Genomic DNA, 19,650 nt, shown 5'->3' on the forward strand with positions numbered 1-19,650 from the left:
GACGGCCGCGGGGGGCCGGAACGCGTGCGCCCGTACCTCGGGCACACGCGTTCCGGCCCTGTCACGTCGTCCCCGTCACCAGCGTCCCGGCTCGCTCCCCACCAGCGCCTCCGACGCCCGGCCGTCCGGCCCGACCGGCAGGTCCCCGGAGAGCATCACCCGGTGCATCACGCGCGGGTGGCCGAGGTGGGCGGTGTCGCTCGGGGCGAGGTGGATGGTGGCGCGGTTGTCCCAGAAGGCCACGCTGCCCGCCTCCCAGCGGAACCGGACGGTGTACTCGGGCCGCACCGCCTGTTCGAGGAGCAGGTCCAGGACGGCCTGGCTCTCGGGCCGGGAGAGCCCGTCGATCCGCTCGACGTAGTACCCGTTGACGAACAGCACCCGCTCACCGGTCTCGGGGTGCACCCGTACCAGCGGGTGCAGGGTGGCGACCTGGTGGTCCAGCAGGTGCCGTACGTAGGCGTCGTCGCCGGGCCGCGCCTGGTAGCCGACGCCGAGCCGGTGCTCGGCCCGCAGCCCGGCGACGAAGTCGCGCACCGGCGCGGAGAGTCCGGCGTAGGCGGCGGCCAGGTTGGACCAGGTGGTGTCGCCGCCGTAGGGCGGGACGGTCTCGGCGCGCAGGATCGTCGCGGCGGGCGGGTCGACACGGGCGCCGTGGTCGCAGTGCCAGCCACGCAGCAGGGTGTGGCGGCGCCGCAGCAGCCACTCCTCGTGCTCCATGCCGTACCGTCCGCCCAGTTCGAGGCGGTCGGCGGTGGTCTCCACCTCCGGCACGCCGGGCGGCGACGCGGAGCCGCGGCGCGGCAGCACCACGGGCTCGCCGAAGCGGCGGGCGAACCGCACGTGGGCGGCGTGGTCGAGCCGCTGCCCGCGGAAGAAGACCACCTTCCAGCGCAGCACCGCCGCCCACACGGCGGCCACCTGGGCGTCGTCCAGGTCGGCCGCGAGGTCGACGCCGGTGACCTCGGCGCCGATGTGCCCGGCGACCGGAAGCACCTCGACCCCCGCGGCCTCCGCCGCCGTCCCGTCGTACGCCATGGCCTCGTCCGTCGTCATACGCGCTCCGCTGGTCGTCGGTGCCGGTACCACCAGAGATCGTGGCAGCGCGGGGCGCGCCTGGCGACAGCGGGGTCCTGACCGCCCGCCGCCCGGGGTACCCGGGGGCAGAGCCCTGTGGCACGGCGTACGGGAAGGAGCCGGAGGTGGGTGGGAGCGACCGGCTGCGGGAGTACCGCGGCAAGCGGGACTTCGGGCGCACGCGCGAGCCCGAGGGGCGGCCCGGCACCGAGGGCGAGCGGCCCCGGTTCGTGGTGCAGATCCATGACGCGAGCACCCTGCACTTCGACTTCCGGCTCCAGGTGGACGACGTCCTGAAGTCGTGGTCCGTGCCGAAGGGCCCGTCGGCGGACCCGCAGGACAAGCGGCTGGCGGTGCCGACGGAGGACCATCCGCTGGAGTACGAGGAGTTCGAGGGCGTCATCCCACGCGGGGAGTACGGCGGCGGCACGGTGATCGTAGGGGACCACGGCACCTACGAGCCGCTCAGCCACGACCGCCGGGGGCGCCCGGTGGACTTCGCCGCGTCCCTGGAGCGCGGACACGCCACGTTCCGCCTCTCCGGCGCCAAGCTGCGCGGCGAGTACGCCCTCACCCGCTTCCGCGGCCAGGGCGACAACGCGTGGCTGCTGGTCAAGGCGGGCCGGGGACGCGGACGCGGCGGTACGCCGGACCCACGCCGGGCCCGCTCGGCACGCAGCGGCCGTACGCTCGCGCAGGTCGCCGCGGACGAGGGCGGCTGAACAGCCGCTCGGTCAGCGGCTGGCCGCGTTCCGCGCGACGCCGCGCGCCCAGAGCACCAGCGGCACCTGGAGCGGCAGCCGGGCGACGGCGGTGGCCTTCTGCGGGGTGGGCCGGTGCCGCCAGTCGACGGCCATCTTCACGTTGGCGGGGAAGACACCGACGAAGAACGCGGCCGAGGCGAGCGCGGCGACCCGCCGCGTGCGGGGCAGCGCCACCCCGGCGGCGAGCGCGAGTTCGGCGGCGCCACTGGCGTACGTGTAGGTCCGGCGCGAACCGGGCAGTCCCCGGGGGACGATCGCGTCGAACTGCCGCGGGACGGCGAAGTGCGCCACCCCCGCGGCGGCCAGCAGACCGGCGAGCAGCAACGGCGAACGTTCGGACCGGGACACGGTGCCTCCTCTGGTTACCTGCCCGGCGATATTACTCGCTGGTAGCGCGGGGGAGCGGGAGGGGTCCGGAGTCCTCCTGACGGATCTCCGTGGAGGCAGGAGCGGCGTCCGGTGCGCGCTCTCGGCGTGCCGCGCGTCGCGACGCCGCGGAGGTCCGCCCGAAGGACCCTAGGCCGGAACCCGCGACTCCGTCTCCTCGTCGGCGGCGTAGGCGACGAAGTCGTCGACCATGCGGTGGAAGAGGGTGGCCAGCTGGCGTAGTTCCTCGGGGGTCCAGTGCGCGAGGGCCTGCTGCATGCCCCGGGAGCCCACGGCCCGGATGCGGTCGACGGCGCCGCGCCCCTCGGCGGTCAGCTCGATGCGCTGGGCGCGGCGGTCCTCGGGGTCGGGGACCCGGCTGACGTACCCGGCCTTGTGCAACTGCTGCACCGTACGGGTCACATGGGACGCCTCCACGCCGAGCCGGTGGGCCAGCTCCCCCGGGCGCAGGGGCTCCGTGTCCGCGATCTGGCGCAGCAGCGCCACCGCCGCCCGGTCCAGGGGGACGCCCGCCAGCGCCATCAGCCGCTCGTGCTGCCGGGCGCGGGTGCCGAGATAGGCGATGCGGGTGAGGGCACGCTCGATCTCGGCCACCTCCGGGGAGGCGGGGTCGGTGGGGAGCGGTGGAGTGGACATGGGGCGTATTTTACCATGTCATTGCCTTACGCAACGATCTGCCCCCGTCACACGACCCCTGAGCGAGCCGCGAGCGCGGCGCACCACGCCAGCGGGGCGACCGGCCGGGCGGCGTCCTCCGTTGGGAGGAACGGCGCCAGTCTCCCGCGTGATGGTCGTCCAGGGTGTCGACATCTCTGCCGTGACCCTGCCGCTGATCGCGCCCATGCTCGCCACCCCCGGTCCCCTGCCGCCCGCCACGCAGGACGCGCGGTGGGCGTACGAGACCAAGCAGGACGGGCAGCGGGTGATCGTGTACCTCGCCGGGGACGGGACGCTGGTGTTGCGCGCCCGGTCGGGGGAGGACATCACCGGCGCCTACCCGGAGCTGCGGCCGCTCGGTGCCGCGCTCGGGGGCACCGCGGCGGTGCTGGACGGGGAGGTGGTGGCCCTGGACGAACAGGGGCGCGGCGACTTCCAGTTGCTCCAGTCGCGGATGGGGCTGGCGCACTCCCCCGGCCGGGCCGCGCGCCGGGCGGCCGAGGTGCCGGTGCATCTGGTGCTGTTCGACGTGCCGTACCTGGCGGGGCGCCCGCTGCTGCGGCAGCCGTACGCGCGGCGGCGGGAGCTGCTGGAGGGGCTCGGTCTCGCGGGGGCGTTCTGGTCGACCCCGGCCGCGCTCACCGGGCACGGCGAGGCGGCGCTGCGCGCGACCCGGGAGCACGGTCTGGAGGGGCTGGTCTGCAAGCGGCTGGACTCGCCGTACGAGCCCGGGGTGCGCTCCCGGGCCTGGATCAAGATCCGCAACATGCAGGGCGTGGACGTCGTCCTCGGCGGCTGGCTGCCCGGCAAGGGGCGGCTCGCGGGCCTGCCCGGCGCGGTCCTGGTCGGCCAGCGGGCCGCGGGGCGGCTGCGGTACGTCGGCAGCGTGGGCACCGGGTGGAGCGACGCCGAGCGGACCGGGCTGGCCGCGCTGCTGCGGGCCGAGGAGACCTCCGTATGCCCGTTCACCCCGGTGCCGAAGGTGCCGGGCGCGCACTGGGTGCGGCCCCGGCTGGTGGGCGAGGTCCGGTTCTCCACCCGGACCCGGGCCGGGATGCTGCGGCAGCCGTCCTGGCTGCGGCTGCGGCCGGACCTCACGCCGGAGGAGTCGGCGGCGGACATTCCCGGCGATGCGGTCTGACACGCCGTCAATCGACCGGCTCGCGGGCCACGCGGCCGGAAATATTGGGCTGCGCTTCACCACGGGTACGCCCGTGACCCCTTGGCCCGCCCCTGAAGATCGGCGAAGCTGAACTCCCCATCCCCCCACAGCCGTTGGGCTGCACCGGGTCCTGAGGAGGACACAGTGTCCCTGAAGTCCGCGCTTCTTCGCCGCAGATGGCTCACCGGGCTCGGCGGTGCCGCCGCCCTCGTCATCGCCTTCCCCGCCGTCGCGTTCGCCGCCCCGCCCCCCGCGCTGCCCGCCAACGCCGAGGCGGCGGAGCGCGCGTTCCAGCCCGCCTACGACTACGACACCGACGGCTGCTACGCGACCCCCGCCATCAGCGCCGACGGCACGGTGAACGGTGGCCTGAACCCGACCGGCGCCCTGAACGGCAACTGCCGGGACGCCTCCGACCTCGACAACACCAACGGGTACTCGCGCTACAAGTGCAACAACGGCTGGTGCGGCTACGTGTACGCCTCGTACTTCGAGAAGGACCAGGCGCTGCCCGGCACCAGCCTCGGCGGGCACCGGCACGACTGGGAGCACGTCGTGGTGTGGGTGCGGGACGGCGTCGCCCAGTACGTGTCGACGTCCAACCACGGCTCGTTCACCGTCCACGACCGGTCGCGGATACGGTGGGACGGCACCCACGCCAAGGTCGTCTACCACAAGGACGGCATCGGCACCCACTGCTTCCGCGCCGCCAATTCCAACGACGAGCCGCCGGAGAACCACAAGGGCACCTGGCAGTACCCGCCGCTGGTGGGCTGGAACGGCTACCCGGCGGGCATCAGGGAGAAGCTGTCCGCCTACGACTTCGGCAGCGCCCACTTCGGCCTGAAGGACGACAGTTTCGCCTCCCACCTCGCGTCCGCGAAGCCGTCGGGCATCCCCTTCGACCCGTACGCGTGACACCCGGCGCGGGCGCCCCGGGGCACCCAGAGGGGCGGGACGGGGCTATGGTGTCCGGCATGTCAGTTCCCGAGCTGATCCGTGTCGTCTCCCGTGACTCCCCCATGGCGCTCGCCCAAGTGGAGCGCGTCCGGGCCGAGTTGGCCACCCACCACCCCGGCGTGCGCACCGAGGTCGTACCGGTGAGGACCACCGGCGACAAGTGGCTGGGCGACCTGTCTCAGGTCGAGGGCAAGGGCGCGTTCACCAAGGAGGTCGACGCGGCGCTGCTCGCCGGGGAGGCCGACCTGGCCGTGCACTGCGTCAAGGACGTGCCCGCGGACCGGCCGCTGCCCGCGGGCACGGTGTTCGCCGCGTTCCTCGCCCGGGACGACATCAGGGACGCCCTGGTGCACCCGGGCGGGCTCACCCTGGACGAGCTGCCGCCCGGAACCCGTGTCGGCACCTCCTCGGTGCGCCGCGTCGCCCAGCTGGCCGCCTCGCACCCGCACCTCACCTGCGTGCCGTTCCGCGGGAACGCCAACCGGCGGCTGGCCAAGCTCGCCGCCGGTGAGGCGGACGCGCTGCTGCTCGCGGTCTCCGGCCTGGAGCGCATCGGACGCCGGGACGTGATCAGCGAGGTGCTCTCGCCGGAGACGATGATGCCGCCGATCGGCGCGGGCATCCTGGCGCTCCAGTGCCGGGAGGACGACACCGCGCTGATCGACGCCGTCAGCGCGCTCGGCGATCCGGACACCCACCGGGAGGCCGCCGCCGAGCGGATGTTCCTGCACGTCCTGCAAGGGCACTGCAACAGCCCGATCGCCGGGTACGCGCGCGTGGACCGCGGCGGGGAGCTGTCGTTGCGGGCGTGTGTGTTCACCCCGGACGGCAAGACCCGGCTGAACGCCCACGAGTGGGCGGGCCGCCTCGACCCGGCGACCCTCGGCACGTCCGTGGCGGTGTCCCTGCTCCGGCAGGGCGCCCGCGACATCATCGACGGCATCCCGCACTGAGCCGCTCCGGGCAGGGCGGCGCCACCCGCCGCCCTGCCCGGTTGGGCCGCCGTCAACGGGGAACCCCGTGCATCGTCCATGCGATGACGTCTCACCTGGTACGGGAGGCACACGTGGCGGTGCGGCACCGACTGATCGCGGCCACCCCGGAGGCCGTCTGGGCCGTCCTCGCGGACGGCGACCGGTACGTGGACTGGGTGGTGGGGCCCTCGAACGTCACCCCCGAGGCCGGGCGCTGGCCCGAGGTCGGCGCGACGATCGTCTACCAGGTCCAGCTCGGGCCGCTCCGGCTGCGCAACGTGTCCGTGGTCAGACACCGCGAACCGGGCTCCCGGCTGGAGATCGAGGCCAAGGCGGGCCGTCTGGGCACCGCCCGCATCGCCATCGAGCTGCGGCCGTGGGGCGAACAGTGCCTGGTCATCGTGGACGAGCATCCGCTGCGCGGCCCCGGCGGCCTGCTGCACAACGTGGGCGTCGAGGCACTGATCCAGGTGCGGCACCGGGCGATGCTCGACCGGCTCGCCAAGCTCTGCGAGGCGGGCGGCGGGCGCCGTCCCGACCCGGCGGACACCGCGGGGACCGTGGGGTGGGGGACGGAGACCGGCCATGCCTGACGCCGTGGTCGTCGGGGCGGGTCCCAACGGGCTGGTGGCGGCCAACCTGCTGGCGGACGCGGGCTGGAGCGTCGAGGTCCTGGAGGAGCAGCCCGAACCGGGCGGCGCGGTCCGCCACGACCGCGAGGTCGCCCCCGGCTTCGTCAACGACCTGTTCAGCTCCTTCTACCCGCTGGCCGCCGCCTCCCCGGTGCTGGCCGGGCTGCGGCTGCGGGACCACGGACTGCGCTGGGCCCACGCCCCGCACGTCCTCGCCCACCCGCTGACCGACGGCACCTGCGCGGTCCTCGACCGCGACCCCGGCACCACCGCCGCCTCCCTCGACGCCTTCGCGCCCGGCGACGGCGCCGCCTGGGACCGCCTGCACGCGGTGTGGGAGCGCTACCGGGCCGACATCCTCGACGCCCTCTTCACGCCGTTCCCCCCGCTCCGGGCGGGCGCCCGGCTGGCCCTGCGGCTGCGCGGCGGGGGCGGCCTCCGACTGGCGCGCACGCTGGTGCTGCCGGTGCGCCGGATGGGCGAGGAGGAGTTCGGCGGCGAGGGCGGCCGACTGCTCCTCGCGGGCAACGCGCTGCACGCCGACCTCGCGCCCGAGGCGGCCGGGAGCGGCGGCTTCGGCTGGCTGATGTCGATGCTCGGCCAGACCTACGGATTCCCCGCGCCGGTCGGCGGTTCCGGCGCCCTCACCGCGGCCCTGGTCCACCGGCTGCGCGCCCACGGCGGCACCCTGCGCTGCGGGCAGCGCGTCGACCGGGTCGTGGTCCGTGCCGGGCGAGCGGTGGGCGTGCGCACGGCCGGGGGCGAGACGGTCGCCGCGCGCCGCGCCGTGCTCGCGGACGTGTCGGCGCCCGCGCTCTATGGCGGCCTGGTCCCGCCGGAGGACCTGCCCGACCAGGTCCTCGCCGACCTGCGGCGCTTCGAGTGGGACTTCGCCACCTTCAAGGTGGACTGGGCGCTGGACGGGCCGGTGCCGTGGAGCTGCGCGGAGGCGGCCGGGGCGGGGACCGTGCACCTGGCCGACGGGCTCGACGAGCTGACCCGGTTCGCCGCCCAGATCGCCATGCGGCAGGTCCCCGACCGCCCCTTCTCGCTGCTGGGCCAGATGACCACCACGGACCCGACCCGCTCCCCCGGCGGCACCGAGTCCGCCTGGGCCTACACCCACGTCCCGCACGACATCCGCGGCGACGCGGGCGAGGAGGGCATCACCGGCGCCTGGGACGCCAGGGAGCGGGAACTCATGGCCGACCGGGTCGAACGCCAGGTGGAGCGGTTCGCGCCCGGCTTCCGCGCGCTGGTCCGGGCCCGCCGCGTCCTGGCCCCGCCGACGTTCCAGGCCCTCAACGCCAACCTGGCGGGCGGCGCCATCAACGGCGGCACCGCCGCCATGCACCAGCAACTCGTCTTCCGGCCCGTGCCCGGCACCGGGCGGCCGGAGACCCCCGTGGCCGGTCTCTACCTCGCCTCCGCGGCGGCCCACCCGGGCGGCGGGGTGCACGGGGCGCCGGGCGCCAACGCCGCGCGCGCCGCCCTGCGCCAGCGCCGGTGGGGCGGTCTCACCCGGGTGCAGCACGCCCTCACCCGCCGCGACCGCACCGGCGACCCCGCGTGATCCCCGCGTCCCCGACGGGAAGGGGCGGCCCGTGACCGGCAGCCCGCTGAGGAACCGCACCGTCGTGGTCACCGGCGCCGCGCGCGGACTGGGCGCCGCGCTGGCCCGCGTGTGCGCCCTGCGGGGTGCCCGGCTCGCCCTGCTCGGCCTGGAGAAGCCGCTCCTGGACGAGGTGGCGGCGGCGCTGCCGACCCCCGCGCTGGCGGTGGAGGCCGACGTCACCGACCCGGCCGCGCTGGACGCCGCCGCCCGCGAGGTGCGCGAGCGGCTCGGACCGCCGTCCGTCGTGGTCGCCAACGCCGGGATCGCGCTGGGCGGCCCGTTCGCCACGTCGGAGCCCGCCGAGTGGGCCCGGGTCGTCGAGGTGAACCTGACCGGCAGCGCCCACACGGCCCGCGCCTTCCTGCCCGACCTGCGCCGCACCGCGGGCTACCACCTCCAGATCGCCTCGCTGGCCGCGCTGGGCGCCGTCCCGATGATGAGCGCCTACTGCGCCTCGAAGACGGGCGTGGAGGCGTTCGCCCACGGGCTGCGCGCGGAGGTCGCCCACCACGGTGTCGCCGTGGGCATCGCCTACCTCGACTGGGTCGGCACCGACATGATCCGCGACCCCGACGACCGCCCGGTCCTGCGCGAGCTGCGCGCCCACCTGCCCCCACCGGCCCGCCGCGCGCGGCCCGCGGACCCGGTCGCCGACCGGTTGGCCCGCGCCGTGGAACACCGCAGCACCGCCGTGTACGTACCCCGCTGGCTACGGCTGGTCCAGGCGGGCCGCGCCACCGTGCCGCCCGTCGTCCTGTGGGTCTCCCGGCGGCACCTGTCGCAGCTGGAGGCTGGGGACGGCCTGGGTTCGACCGGCCCGCTCGGCGCGGGCAGACGCGCTCACCGCCGATGCCTGTCAGCGAGTCCCGGATGCCGAGGGCGCGGAGCCTCTCCAGCATGTGCCCGGAGCCAGGATCGTTCGGTGCGTGGGCTGGGCACACCCGCAGCCATGGTTCAAGCCATGTGCCAGAGATCTCAGAACTCCGGTGCCGGACTGCGCGCTTCGGGGGAGCGGCTTCGCTACTCCCCCGCGGGGCGGGCGGTGATGACCAGGTTGGCCCGGTAGTTCTTCGCTCTCGCGTCCCAGTCGGCGCAGGTGATGAGGGTCAGTTGCGGGTGGGCGGTCGGGCCGTAGACCGCCTGGGAGGGCACGGCGCTCTTGGCGTAGACGCGCATCGCGGTGACGGTGAAGTGTGCGTCATGGCCGTCTTCACGCTCGACGGTGATGCGGTCGCCCTTTCGCAGGGCGCCCAGGCTGTAGAAGGCGGCGGGGCCGCTGGTGGAGTCCAGGTGCGCGGCCAGGATGGCGTTGCCTCTTTCTCCGGGGGTGGCGGAGCCGGTGTACCAGCCGACCTGGTCGGGACCGGCTGGCAGGGCCACCGAGCCGTCCTCAGCGGTGCCGACTGCTTCCACGCGCGCGGCAAGGCCGATGCGTCGGGCCGTGATGCGGACTGGTGCGGAGGCGGGCAGCGCCGGGGTTTCCCGGCCGGGGCCCTCCGGCGCCGCGGGCGGCTGCATCGGGGCGCGGGCCGACGACGGCGGGGCGGGTGGCGGCGGCTGGTGGGACAGGAACGCGGTCGCCAGCAGGCTCAGCCCCGCGGTGGCGCAGACGGCGGCCGTCGCGGTGCGGACACCGCGACGGCCCCTGAGCGTGCGCAACGCCATATCGGCCGGATCAGCCCTGGCGGACGCCGCGGCGGCGCAGCCCGTAGACGGCCACGGCCCCGACGAGGAGAGCGCCACCAGCGGCGGCTGCGGCGGTGTCGACGGGGGTCTGGGTGCCGCCCTGCCCGGCGTGGACGGCGCCCTTGGCGGCCATCTTCAGCGGCCCGCACAGGGCGGGGTCGGTGGCCTCGGAGGGCAGTGAGGGGTCAAGGTCGCTGGGGCCGAGGACGTTGTCGTACTTGCCGTTGCCGTTGTAGTCGATGCCGTGCACGACGACGACGCCGGTGCCCTCGCGCAGGCTCTTGGCGGCCTCGTCACTGAGGGTGACGGTGCGTTCGTAGTGAACCTTGTCGCCGACGGGGAAGCGGTCCACGGCCAGTCCGGAGCTGGGGCTGGTGTCGCCGGTGGTGGTCAGCGAGGTGCCGATGGGCCCGTAGAACGGGGCGCCGTCGGTGGTGTTGAGGGAGAGGCTGCCGTTGTGCTTCTTCGCGGCCGACTCGGGCGGGCAGACGCCCTTGGCGCCGATGTGGAAGTGCTGGGCGTGCGGGGCACCGGCCAGGAGGCCGCTGTGCTTGACCATCACGTGGGCCCTGTTGCCCTCCAGACGCACCGTGGCGGTTCCCGAGCCGGTCACCTTGTTGACCTGGATCGGGTTCAGCGTCGCGTGCAGCGTGATCGTGTGATCACCGCTGGAGGTGTCGTCGGCCACCGCCGCGGGGGCGAGTATGAGGGCGGGTGCCAGGGCAGCCAGTGCGGCCAGCGCACGGGCGGTCTTCTTCGTCATTCGAGTCTCCACTGCAGAGATGATCGGCCAGCTCCGCCGCACAGGAACTCCCGTGGAGCGATCGCTGCTACCGGGAACGAACGTGCCTCCTTGTCCGCCCTCGTGCCATCGGACCAACCCACTACCGATCCGTAACGTTCGTCACCGACAGTGCGGGAAACCTCGACGGACGACCGTCACCACCTCTGCCACCCGCGGAAACGCCACCAGGCGACCGAAGGACGAGTAACCGAGCACGATGCAGGCCTCCTTACGCCGAACGGGTGCCTCAACGGGTTGGTCGACCAGCCGCCTGCCGCCGCTGAGGCACCTCGCCATCACCGCCGAGGTCGTGCACCGGGACCGGAGGTGGCGCAGTTCGTCGAGCGCGGGCACGCCGTCACGTCTGAGGAGGTGCCGGACGGCTACCGGGCCGCTGCCGGCTAGCTCCGCCGACTGGGATGGATCCTCCTCGAACTGTGCGAGGCCTGGTCAGAGACCAGTGCGTCCCGGAGGCGGGATGACACCCTCCCCGCTCCCGGTGAGCCCGCCCGGTCAGCGGGCGGCCCTCCGCCACGCGGCGGAGGCTTCGTCATGTCGGCTCCCGGATCGCGATGCGGGCGCGCGGCACGCTCCGCCCGGCGAGCGCGGTCGTCCCCGTCCCTGCCGTGGCACCGTCCGCCCACCGCTCACTGTCCTGGTGCCGCGACGCGGCGGCACCGGCGAAGTCCATTCGTCTCCCCGCGCGGTGGGCGCCGGGAAGGACGCCTTCCGTCAGCGCCTCAGACCGCGGCCCCGTCCGCCATCGACGGCACCGGACGGATCCGCACCGTCGCGGCCCGGGCCACGGGACCGGTGACGAAGGCGTCGGCCGTCCGGCCGTACTTGCTCCGGTAGGCGGCGTCGATCTCGTGGGCGGGCCCGCCGTCGCCGGTCGTGAGCAGGACGTCGCGGGTGACGGCGCCGACCCTGACGCGCCCGTGCCCGTGGTCCCGCGCCGCCTGGTACCAGCGGGAGCGGATGCCCCGGTGGGCGCGGACGTACAGCTCGCCGCCGAGCAGGACCATGCCGACCTCCACGCCGGGGTGGCCGTCGTCCCCGGCGGTCAGGAGCAGGGTCCGCGCACCGGTGAGCAGGGCGAGGTCGTCGGGTGTCCAGGGGGTCATGGCGCGGGGCTCCGTCGGTCCGGGGGCGGGGTGCGCCGGCGGCGGCGCTCCCGGGCCCAGGCTACGGCTCTCCCCCGGCGGAGGCGGGCGGCGCCGCGTCGGACAGCCGCGGCCACCTCGTGGTAGGCGGTCAGGAAGCGCGCCGGATCGGAGCGACAACCGTTCCCCCGCGCCGCGGCACGCCACGGCACCCTGTGGCACCTCAACCCCGCCCCCGCCGTACGCCATCCCCGCGCACGCCCCCAGTCGGGTGACCGGCGGTTCGGATCGGGGCGCGGGCGGCGTCAGGGCGGGGGGAACGGGGGAGGCATGGCGGCGAGTCACCGGCCAGCGGGCTAGCCGAACGGAGCGGGACCGACATGCAGACCTTCCTGCCCCACCCCGGCTTCCGGGAGTCGGCCCTCGCCCTGGACCGGCGCCGACTGGGCAAGCAGCGGGTGGAGGCGCTCCAGGTGCTGCGCGGTCTGACCGTGCCCGGGTACGGCTGGCGCCGCCATCCCGCGGTGCGGATGTGGACGGGCTACGAGGAGGCGCTGGTCCGGTACGGCCTGGAGGTCTGCCGGGTCTGGCGGGAACAGGGCCACCAGGACGGCTGCGCCGCCTCCCTGGTCGCCGGGCTCGCCGCGAACCGTCCGGGCGAGCCGGTGCGGGACCAGGGGGCGCTGGCGCGGGCCGGGGAGCTGCCGCCGTGGCTCGGCGACGACGCGTTCCACCTCAGCCACCGCTCGGCGCTGGTGCGCAAGGAGCCCGACGTGTACGCGGGACTGTTCCCCGGCGTCCCCGACGACCTGCCGTACGTGTGGCCGTCCTCGGACCGGGACCCGGAGGCCGGGGCGGCGGGCGGCCCCGGCTGAGGGACGCCGTCAGGCGGTGCCCTCCTCCGCCTGCGCGCGCAGGAAGTCGCTCACCTGGTGGGCGAGGCTGTCCCGGACCGCCGTCGAGGGCGCGCAGCCGCCCTGGCCCTCGGGTCCGACGACCCCGGACCACAGCGCGCGCTCGGTCCACTCCTCGTCGACGCGCAACTGGACCTGCACGTCCACCCTGCTGAGCGCGGCCTCGGGTCCGGCGCCGTAGAGGACCGCGGTGGCCCGGCGCAGCGGGTAGACGTCGTAGCCCTCGATGAACTGCGAGTTGCGCCAGTCGACGAGGGCGCTCTCCCCGTCGGGACCGATCCGCACGTCGATCTGCCCGTCCTCCAGGTGGACGCCGAAGTGCCGGGTGCCGCGGTTCTCGACGGTCACCCGCAGGCAGAAGTACGTCAGCCCCTCGGCGGCGTCGTCCCGTCCGCGCGGCGGCTCCGACCGCTCCAGGCGGTGGACGCGCACCCGCAGACCGGCACGCTCGTCGTACTCCCGCCAGTCACCGACCACGTTCGGCTCGTACACGCTGCACCTCTCGACCTCGGACGCTGCTTCCTATCCAGGGGCTCGGCGCACTGTCAAACGAGCGGATTGCGTGGTGATCGGCGTTTTCGGGGCCTTGATCACTGATCATGCGCTGCCCTGCGGGAATCGGCCGGGGCCGGGTGGCGGACAGCGGGCGGGCGTGCCGTACATCACGTCCGGCGTCCAGGGACCGGTCGCCCACGCGATGCCACCCATCAAATGCGGTATGTCTTCATATACAGTGATTTGTTTCATCGGAGGGTGAGCCGGGAAAGGGCACTTCAGTGCTTCGGACCGGAGGCACGTCCCGCGGGGGGACGACTGTCTCGGACCGACCCGTCCGAGCCCGCTCTTCCCCCGGTGTCCGTCCACCCGGCACCGCTGAGGAGGTGCGCGGTATGCGCGCAGCCACCAGCACCAGGCAGCATCCGCACGACGACGCCCCCGACACCGCCGAGGCCTTCGAACGGCTCGGGCGGCTCCCCGACGGCCCGGAGCGCCGGGCCCTGCGGGACGACGTGGTCCGGGCCTGGCTCCCCATGGCGGAGCGGATCGCCGTCCGCTTCCGCGGCCGGGGCGAGGCCCTGGAGGACCTGTACCAGGTGGCCGCGCTCGGGCTCGTCAAGGCCGTCGACCACTACGACCCGGACCGCGGCCGCGCCTTCGAGGCGTACGCCGTCCCGACCGTCACCGGTGAGATCAAGCGCCACTTCCGCGACCACATGTGGACCCTGCACGTCCCCCGCAGGGTCCAGGACCTGCGCAACCGCGTGCGCCGCTCGGCGAAGGAGCTGGCGCAGACGACGCCGGGCCGCGCCCCCACCACCGCGGAGATCGCCGAGCACGCACAGCTCACCGAGGAGGAGGTGCGCGTCGGCACGGAGGCGCTGGAGTGCTTCTCCGCGCTGTCGCTGGAGGCCGAGATGCCCGGCACCGACGGCTACGCGCTGGGCGACGCCATCGGCGGCCCCGACCCGCGCTACGACGTCGTCGTCGACCGGGTCGCCGTACGCCCGTGCCTGCAGACGCTGCCCGAGCGCGAGCGCACCATTCTCTACCTGCGCTTCTTCCAGGGGATGACGCAGAGCGGGATCGCCGAGCAGCTCGGCATCTCCCAGATGCACGTCTCCCGGCTGCTCAGCGGCTGCTTCGCGCGGCTCCGCGAGGAACTCCTCGCGGAGAACGGCGACGGACCCGAGAACCGTTGAGCCCCGGGCTCGTTGAGCCCGGGGACCGTGGGAATCGAGCGGGGGAAGAGGTCAGTCGGTGGCGGAGCCCGGGATCTGCGGCGGACCGTGCCGGTCCAGCGCGTCCTCCAGTTCGACGCGGATCTCCGCGGGCATCACCCCGCTGCGCCCCCAGGCCAGGATCAGCTCCGCGACGTTGCGCAGCCTGGTGTTGGTGTGCTGGGAGACCTCCCTCAGCACCGCCCACCCCTGGTCGGGTGTGACGCGTGCCAGGGCGACGACCAGGCCGATCGCCTGGTCCACGACGGCGTGCGAGGTGACGGCCTCCTTGAGCTGGTCCACCTGCTCCTGGAGTTCGAAGATGCGGTCCGTCTCGTCTGGTCCCCGCGGTGCTGCCACCCGTCCATCGGGCCACGGGGAGTGCTCCCCGCCACCGGGGTACTCGACAGGCGCCCGCACGGGTTCCGGTTGGACACTTGGGGGGAGAACCGGTGGCCGCCGGACGACGAGACCAGGACGACTGCCATGAACCATGACACGACACCCGCCGCGGGCACCGCGGAGGCCGTCTCCACGCACTCCGTGTTCGGCGCCCCCTGCTGGGTGAGCCTGACCAGCAGGGACCTTGAGGCGACGGAGCGGTTCTACACGGCCGTGCTGGGCTGGACGTGGCGGCCGGCCCGGCTCGGCGAACGCTTCCGGGTGGCCCTCGCGGACGGCGCCCCCGTCGCCGGAATCGGCGCGATGGCCGGGATGTGGCAGACGGCGGTGGCCTGGACGCCGTACTTCGCCGTGTCCAGCGCGGACGTGGCGGTCGCCCGGGTGCAGGAGCGCGGCGGTACGACGGCTGTCGGGCCGATCTCCTTCCAGCCGGGGCGCGGCGCGCTGCTGGCCGACCGGGACGGCGCCACCTTCGGCATCTGGGAGGGCGCGCTGCCCAGCAACTGGGACAACTGGCGCCGCGCCGCCCCCGCCTTCATCCGGCTGCACACCCGGGACGCCTTCGACGCGGCCATCTTCTACGGCCAGGTCCTGGACTGGGCGTCGGCCAAGCCGGGCTGCTGCGAGGTCGACTACGCGGGCGACGAGGTGCTGCTGCGCAGCGGCGGGGACATCGTCGCCCGGATCGAGTCGGGGGCGCTGGAGTCGGCCCCCGACCCGACGATCCGGCCGCACTGGCAGGTCCACTTCGCGGTCGCCGACGTGGGCGCGTGCGCGCGGGCGGCGGAGCTGCACGGCGGCAGCGTGCTGCGGGAGAGCGCCGAGGAAGCGGTGCTCCGCGACGCGGACGGCGCCCAGTTCACGGTGACCTCACGCCGGACCCGCTGACGGACGGACCCGGCGGCCCCGCTGGCAGTCAGCGGGGCCGCCGGGTCCGTGGCCGGGTCCGTCAGGTGCGCGAGGGCCGGGTCAGCAGGACCAGGCCGCGCGCCTCCACGGTCGTCCAGGTGCCCGCCTTGTGCTCGGTCTCGTCCGGCGTGCCCTGCGGGTCGGCGGTGTCCAGCAGGGCCGTCCAGCGCTCCCCGTAGCCGACGTCGGGGAGCCGGAAGTCCACCGGCTCCCAGTAGCCGTTGAGGAGCAGCAGGAAGGAGTCGTCGACCACGGGCCGCCCGTAGGGGTCGCGTTCGGCGATGGCGTCGCCGTTGAGGAAGACGCCGACGCTGTGCGCGTCGGAGCGGGCCCAGTCCTCGTCGGCCATCTCCTGTCCGGAGGGCAGCAGCCACACCAGGTCGGGCAGCGGCTGACCGGCGTGGGTGGCGGTCTCGCCGCGGAAGAAGCGGCGGCGGCGCAGCACCGGGTGGGCGGCGCGCAGCCCGATGACGTACCGGGTGAAGTCCAGCAGCGCGCGCTGCTCGTCGCCGAGCCGCCAGTCGATCCAGGACGTCTCGTTGTCCTGGCAGTAGGCGTTGTTGTTGCCGCGCTGGGTGCGGCCCAGTTCGTCGCCGTGGCTGAGCATCGGGATGCCCTGGGACAGCAGCAGGGTGGCGAGGAAGTTGCGCTGCTGGCGGGCGCGCAGCTCCAGCACCGCCGGGTCGCGGGTGTCGCCCTCGGCGCCGCAGTTCCAGGACCGGTTGTCGTTGTCGCCGTCCTGGTTGTCCTCGCCGTTGGCCTCGTTGTGCTTGTCGTTGTACGAGACCAGGTCGCGCAGGGTGAACCCGTCGTGCGCGGTGACGAAGTTGACGCTGGCGCGCGGGCGGCGCCTGCTGTGCTGGTACAGGTCGGAGGAGCCGGTCAGCCGGGACGCGAACTCGCCGAGGGTGTGTTCCCCGCCGCGCCAGAAGTCCCGCACGGTGTCCCGGTACTTGCCGTTCCACTCCGACCACAGCGGCGGGAAGTTGCCCACCTGGTAGCCGCCCTCGCCGACGTCCCACGGCTCCGCGATCAGCTTGACGCGGCTGATCACCGGGTCCTGCTGGATCAGGTCGAAGAACGCCGAGAGCCGGTCCACCTCGTGGAACTGCCGGGCCAGGGTGGCCGCGAGGTCGAAGCGGAAGCCGTCGACGTGCATCTCGGTCACCCAGTACCGCAGCGAGTCCATGATCAGCTGGAGCACGTAGGGGTGCCGCATCAGCAGGCTGTTGCCGGTGCCGGTGGTGTCGTAGTAGTGCTTCCAGTCGCCGTCGACGAGACGGTAGTAGGAGGCGTTGTCGATGCCGCGGAAGGACAGCGTGGGGCCCATCTCGTTGCCCTCGGCGGTGTGGTTGTAGACCACGTCGAGGATCACTTCGAGCCCGGCCGCGTGCAGCGCCTTCACCATCGACTTGAACTCCGCGACCTGCTCGCCGCAGTTGCCGTGCGCGGCGTAGGCGTTGTGCGGGGCGAAGAAGCCGATGGTGTTGTAGCCCCAGTAGTTGGACAGGCCGCGGTCCGTGAGGACGCCGTCCTGTACGAACTGGTGCACCGGCATCAGCTCCACCGCGGTCACGCCGAGCCCGGTCAGGTGCTCGATCACCGCGGGGTGCGCCAGGCCCGCGTAGGTGCCGCGGAGTGCGGGCGGCACCTCCGGATGGGTGCGGGTCAGGCCCTTGACGTGTGCCTCGTAGATCACCGTGTCGGCGTACGGGCGCCGGGGCGGGCGGTCGTCGCCCCAGTCGAAGGACGGGTCGGCGACCACGCCGAGCATGGTGTGCCCGGCGCTGTCGCCCGGGTCGGCACCGGTCGCCGAACGCTCGTAGAGGGAGAGGTGGTTGTCGATCTGCCCGCACACCGCGGTGGCGTACGGGTCAAGCAGCAGCTTCGCCGGGTTGCACCGGTGGCCCAACTCGGGCTGCCAGGGGCCGTGCACCCGGTAGCCGTAGCGCTGCCCCGGCCCGACGTCGGGCAGGTAGCAGTGCCAGACGAAGCCGTCGACCTCGGTCAGCGGCACGCTCCGGTGGCGGCCACCGTGGTCGACGAGGATCAGCTCGACGCGCTCGGCGACCTCGCTGAACAGGGCGAAGTTGGTTCCCTTGCCGTCGAAGGCGGCTCCCATCGGGTAGGGGTGCCCACTCCAGGCGGGCACCCGCTCCCGCGGCTCGCGACGCGGGGTCACCGCTCGCCCTCCAGTACGCCGGCCGGCAGCCGTTCGCCGGTCAGCACGCCGCCCGTCGTGCTCGCCGGTCCGGCGAGTGCCGTGACCGGCACCTCGCGGGGCACCTGGAGCGTCTCGCGGAGGCTGGGCGCGGGTGCGGTGGGCACCAGCGGGACACGTCCCCCGGCGCGGGCCCGCTGGGAGAACCAGATGACCTTGCTGCCGGTGTCGGTGGCACAGCAGCCCCAGCCGTCGCTGGTGGCGGCGATGCGCTCCAGACAGGACCGCAGGTCCTGGTCGGGGCGCAGGTCGCAGTCGTTCTCACCGATGGCGGTGATCAGGTGCTGGCCGTTCCACCACATCTCGACGGAGGTGTTCTTGTCGGTGGCGTGCTCGTCGATGGCCGTGAGCAGCAGCTCCGTACTGCGGCAGACGGGTTCGATGAGCGTGTCCAGATCCCAGTACCGGAGGTGCGCGGCCAGAATGCGCCGAACCTGTCCGACCCGTTCCGGGCTGACTTCCACATCGAGGTGGTAGTAGCAGGGCACTGCGGTCTTCATCGTCGTGGCTCCTCACCGGCGAGGCTCTCGCTCCCTCGCCCTCGCGGGTCGCCCCCGAACACGAAGCGTGAGCACCGATCGCTTCTGAGTCAGCTCCACACTGGGGGTGCTAGTCCATTCGTGCAACACGAGACACGAGTGAGGTGATTGAAGCTCTAACAAGACGCTGGGTCGTCGTACGTGCACCATGAGTGAAGTCACGTCACGGCACGGACCCGTTACGACGATCGAGAGGGCACCATGCTGCTACCCGCCAGATCCGAGGTCGCCCGGCAGCTGCGGCGGTACCGGGCCTGGGAGCGCGTGATGCTCGCGGCGCCCGCCGACCGCACGGTGCGGGCCACCTTCGAGGACTCGGGCTACACGTTGTGCGTGCTGATGGGGAAGCGCTGCGCCCGGGAGGCCGCCGACGCGGCCGAACGGTATCTGCGGGGACCCGCCGTCACCTGTTCGGAGGAACAGCACGCGCGGTTTCGCGCCAGCGGCGCCGTCCGTCGGGGGCCCCCGTCGGACCGGTGTTCCCCGGCGGGAAGGTAGCCCCTTCCGGCGCGGTATCCCCCAGCCGGGCCACCAGGCCCGGCTTCCAGTACGGCGGAGGTGAGACCCATGAGCGCGACCCCGGCCATCGGCCGCATCCCGGTAAGGGACGTCCACCCGGCGGTGGAGTGCGGCAGGCGCCCGGCCAAGGCAGTCGCGGGTGAGACGTTCGAGGTGTCGGCGACCGTGTTCCGCGAGGGGCACGACGCCGTCGCCGCCAACGTCGTACTCAAGGACCCCCAGGGGCGGCCAGGTCCCTGGACGCCGATGCGGGAGCTGTCCCCCGGCACCGACCGCTGGGGCGCCGAGGTGACCCCGGACGCGGTGGGCCGCTGGACGTACGTCGTCGAGGCGTGGAGCGACCCGGTCGGCACCTGGCGGCACGCGGCCCGCATCAAGGTGCCGGCGGGCATCGACACCGGGCTGGTGCTGGAGGAGGGCGCCGAGCTGTACGAGCGGGCGGCCGCCCACGTGCCGAAGAAGGACAAGGCGGCCCGCGCGACCCTGCTGGCGGCGGTCCGCACCCTCCGCGACGACGAACTGCCGGTCGCCACCCGGTTGGCGGCGGCGTTGACGCCGGAGGTGGACGCGGTGCTGGCCCGCTACCCGCTGCGGGACCTGGTGACGCGGTCGCCGGAGATGCCGCTG

General features: G+C 74.0%; 22 protein-coding genes and 1 pseudogene. 12 read left to right on the forward strand and 11 right to left on the reverse strand.

Going from position 1 to position 19,650, the window contains the following annotated elements; translation table 11 throughout:
* Positions 1 to 75 precede the first annotated feature (75 nt).
* Positions 76 to 1,056 (reverse strand): TauD/TfdA family dioxygenase, encoded by a 981-nt coding sequence (locus ABZ659_RS25865; RefSeq protein ID WP_360224369.1) that lies wholly within the window; start codon positions 1,054 to 1,056, stop codon positions 76 to 78.
* Between the two features lie 146 nt (positions 1,057 to 1,202).
* Here ABZ659_RS25865 and ABZ659_RS25870 point away from each other — a divergent pair, with 146 nt between their 5' ends.
* Complete coding sequence (locus tag ABZ659_RS25870; protein ID WP_360224371.1) at positions 1,203 to 1,799, forward strand: DNA polymerase ligase N-terminal domain-containing protein; 597 nt, start codon at positions 1,203 to 1,205, stop codon at positions 1,797 to 1,799.
* Between the two features lie 12 nt (positions 1,800 to 1,811).
* On the opposite strand, the gene ABZ659_RS25875 is transcribed toward ABZ659_RS25870, so the two are convergent.
* Together ABZ659_RS25875 and ABZ659_RS25880 are read right to left on the reverse strand one after the other, a co-directional pair.
* On the reverse strand, positions 1,812 to 2,189 hold the full coding sequence (locus ABZ659_RS25875; RefSeq protein WP_360224373.1) for a MauE/DoxX family redox-associated membrane protein: 378 nt from the start codon (positions 2,187 to 2,189) through the stop codon (positions 1,812 to 1,814).
* Between the two features lie 168 nt (positions 2,190 to 2,357).
* Positions 2,358 to 2,864 (reverse strand): MarR family transcriptional regulator, encoded by a 507-nt coding sequence (locus ABZ659_RS25880; RefSeq protein WP_360224375.1) that lies wholly within the window; start codon positions 2,862 to 2,864, stop codon positions 2,358 to 2,360.
* A gap of 151 nt (positions 2,865 to 3,015) precedes the next feature.
* On the opposite strand from ABZ659_RS25880, the gene ABZ659_RS25885 reads away from it, so the two are divergent.
* From ABZ659_RS25885 to ABZ659_RS25910, 6 genes and pseudogenes are all read left to right on the forward strand, one after another.
* A complete protein-coding gene (locus tag ABZ659_RS25885) occupies positions 3,016 to 4,026 on the forward strand; it encodes an ATP-dependent DNA ligase (protein WP_360224417.1) in 1,011 nt (336 codons plus the stop codon).
* Positions 4,027 to 4,197: 171 nt separating this feature from the next.
* Positions 4,198 to 4,965 carry an NPP1 family protein gene (locus tag ABZ659_RS25890; RefSeq protein WP_360224419.1) on the forward strand — a complete coding sequence of 256 codons (768 nt, stop codon included), beginning with the start codon at positions 4,198 to 4,200 and terminating at the stop codon, positions 4,963 to 4,965.
* A 59-nt stretch (positions 4,966 to 5,024) separates the two neighbouring features.
* On the forward strand, positions 5,025 to 5,960 hold the full coding sequence (gene hemC, locus ABZ659_RS25895) for a hydroxymethylbilane synthase (RefSeq protein ID WP_360224377.1): 936 nt from the start codon (positions 5,025 to 5,027) through the stop codon (positions 5,958 to 5,960).
* A gap of 113 nt (positions 5,961 to 6,073) precedes the next feature.
* Positions 6,074 to 6,574 (forward strand): SRPBCC family protein, encoded by a 501-nt coding sequence (locus tag ABZ659_RS25900; RefSeq protein WP_360224421.1) that lies wholly within the window; start codon positions 6,074 to 6,076, stop codon positions 6,572 to 6,574.
* Positions 6,567 to 8,186, forward strand: coding sequence for an NAD(P)/FAD-dependent oxidoreductase (locus ABZ659_RS25905; protein WP_360224379.1), 1,620 nt, complete (start codon positions 6,567 to 6,569; stop codon positions 8,184 to 8,186). The genes ABZ659_RS25900 and ABZ659_RS25905 overlap by 8 nt, the downstream gene beginning before the upstream one ends.
* A gap of 31 nt (positions 8,187 to 8,217) precedes the next feature.
* Positions 8,218 to 9,069, forward strand: a pseudogene (locus ABZ659_RS25910) (short-chain dehydrogenase/reductase); the annotation flags it as partial.
* 179 nt (positions 9,070 to 9,248) lie between these two features.
* On the opposite strand, the gene ABZ659_RS25915 reads toward ABZ659_RS25910, so the two are convergent.
* From ABZ659_RS25915 to ABZ659_RS25930, 4 genes are all read right to left on the reverse strand, one after another.
* Entirely contained in the window at positions 9,249 to 9,887 is a 639-nt protein-coding gene (locus ABZ659_RS25915) for a sortase (protein WP_360224381.1), read from the reverse strand.
* Positions 9,888 to 9,903: 16 nt separating this feature from the next.
* The gene (locus ABZ659_RS25920) at positions 9,904 to 10,677 is read right to left on the reverse strand and encodes a hypothetical protein (protein WP_360224383.1); all 774 of its coding nucleotides are present in this window, start codon (positions 10,675 to 10,677) and stop codon (positions 9,904 to 9,906) included.
* Between the two features lie 571 nt (positions 10,678 to 11,248).
* Entirely contained in the window at positions 11,249 to 11,389 is a 141-nt protein-coding gene (locus ABZ659_RS25925) for a hypothetical protein (RefSeq protein ID WP_360224385.1), read from the reverse strand.
* Positions 11,390 to 11,438: 49 nt separating this feature from the next.
* The gene (locus ABZ659_RS25930; protein WP_360224387.1) at positions 11,439 to 11,822 is read right to left on the reverse strand and encodes a DUF2255 family protein; all 384 of its coding nucleotides are present in this window, start codon (positions 11,820 to 11,822) and stop codon (positions 11,439 to 11,441) included.
* Positions 11,823 to 12,181: 359 nt separating this feature from the next.
* Here ABZ659_RS25930 and ABZ659_RS25935 point away from each other — a divergent pair, with 359 nt between their 5' ends.
* Positions 12,182 to 12,676, forward strand: coding sequence for an MSMEG_6728 family protein (locus tag ABZ659_RS25935; RefSeq protein ID WP_360224389.1), 495 nt, complete (start codon positions 12,182 to 12,184; stop codon positions 12,674 to 12,676).
* 9 nt (positions 12,677 to 12,685) lie between these two features.
* Here the strand turns inward: ABZ659_RS25935 and ABZ659_RS25940 are convergent, their stop codons facing one another.
* Positions 12,686 to 13,207 carry a hypothetical protein gene (locus ABZ659_RS25940; RefSeq protein WP_360224391.1) on the reverse strand — a complete coding sequence of 174 codons (522 nt, stop codon included), beginning with the start codon at positions 13,205 to 13,207 and terminating at the stop codon, positions 12,686 to 12,688.
* A gap of 398 nt (positions 13,208 to 13,605) precedes the next feature.
* Between ABZ659_RS25940 and ABZ659_RS25945 the strand changes: the two genes are divergently transcribed.
* Complete coding sequence (locus ABZ659_RS25945) at positions 13,606 to 14,415, forward strand: SigB/SigF/SigG family RNA polymerase sigma factor (protein WP_360224393.1); 810 nt, start codon at positions 13,606 to 13,608, stop codon at positions 14,413 to 14,415.
* Between the two features lie 51 nt (positions 14,416 to 14,466).
* Here the strand turns inward: ABZ659_RS25945 and ABZ659_RS25950 are convergent, their stop codons facing one another.
* On the reverse strand, positions 14,467 to 14,793 hold the full coding sequence (locus ABZ659_RS25950; RefSeq protein ID WP_360224395.1) for an ANTAR domain-containing protein: 327 nt from the start codon (positions 14,791 to 14,793) through the stop codon (positions 14,467 to 14,469).
* A 126-nt stretch (positions 14,794 to 14,919) separates the two neighbouring features.
* Here ABZ659_RS25950 and ABZ659_RS25955 point away from each other — a divergent pair, with 126 nt between their 5' ends.
* Entirely contained in the window at positions 14,920 to 15,723 is an 804-nt protein-coding gene (locus ABZ659_RS25955) for a VOC family protein (RefSeq protein WP_360224397.1), read from the forward strand.
* A gap of 61 nt (positions 15,724 to 15,784) precedes the next feature.
* Here ABZ659_RS25955 and glgX read toward each other — a convergent pair whose 3' ends face one another.
* Both glgX and ABZ659_RS25965 read right to left on the reverse strand, forming a co-directional pair.
* Complete coding sequence (gene glgX / locus ABZ659_RS25960; protein WP_360224399.1) at positions 15,785 to 17,926, reverse strand: glycogen debranching protein GlgX; 2,142 nt, start codon at positions 17,924 to 17,926, stop codon at positions 15,785 to 15,787.
* Positions 17,923 to 18,465, reverse strand: a complete 543-nt coding sequence (locus ABZ659_RS25965; RefSeq protein ID WP_360224401.1) for a pep a2 — start codon at positions 18,463 to 18,465, stop codon at positions 17,923 to 17,925. Before ABZ659_RS25965 ends, glgX begins: the two co-directional genes overlap by 4 nt.
* A gap of 240 nt (positions 18,466 to 18,705) precedes the next feature.
* On the opposite strand from ABZ659_RS25965, the gene ABZ659_RS25970 reads away from it, so the two are divergent.
* Together ABZ659_RS25970 and ABZ659_RS25975 are read left to right on the forward strand one after the other, a co-directional pair.
* Positions 18,706 to 19,002: a DUF5133 domain-containing protein gene (locus tag ABZ659_RS25970; protein ID WP_360224403.1), complete on the forward strand. Its 297-nt coding sequence runs from the start codon at positions 18,706 to 18,708 to the stop codon at positions 19,000 to 19,002.
* 69 nt (positions 19,003 to 19,071) lie between these two features.
* Positions 19,072 to 19,650, forward strand: a 579-nt coding sequence (locus tag ABZ659_RS25975; RefSeq protein WP_360224405.1) for a maltotransferase domain-containing protein, incomplete at its 3' end; no start/stop codon positions are given.

This window comes from Streptomyces sp. NPDC006997, from assembly GCF_040635175.1.
In the GTDB taxonomy this organism is placed as follows: Bacteria; Actinomycetota; Actinomycetes; order Streptomycetales; family Streptomycetaceae; genus Streptomyces.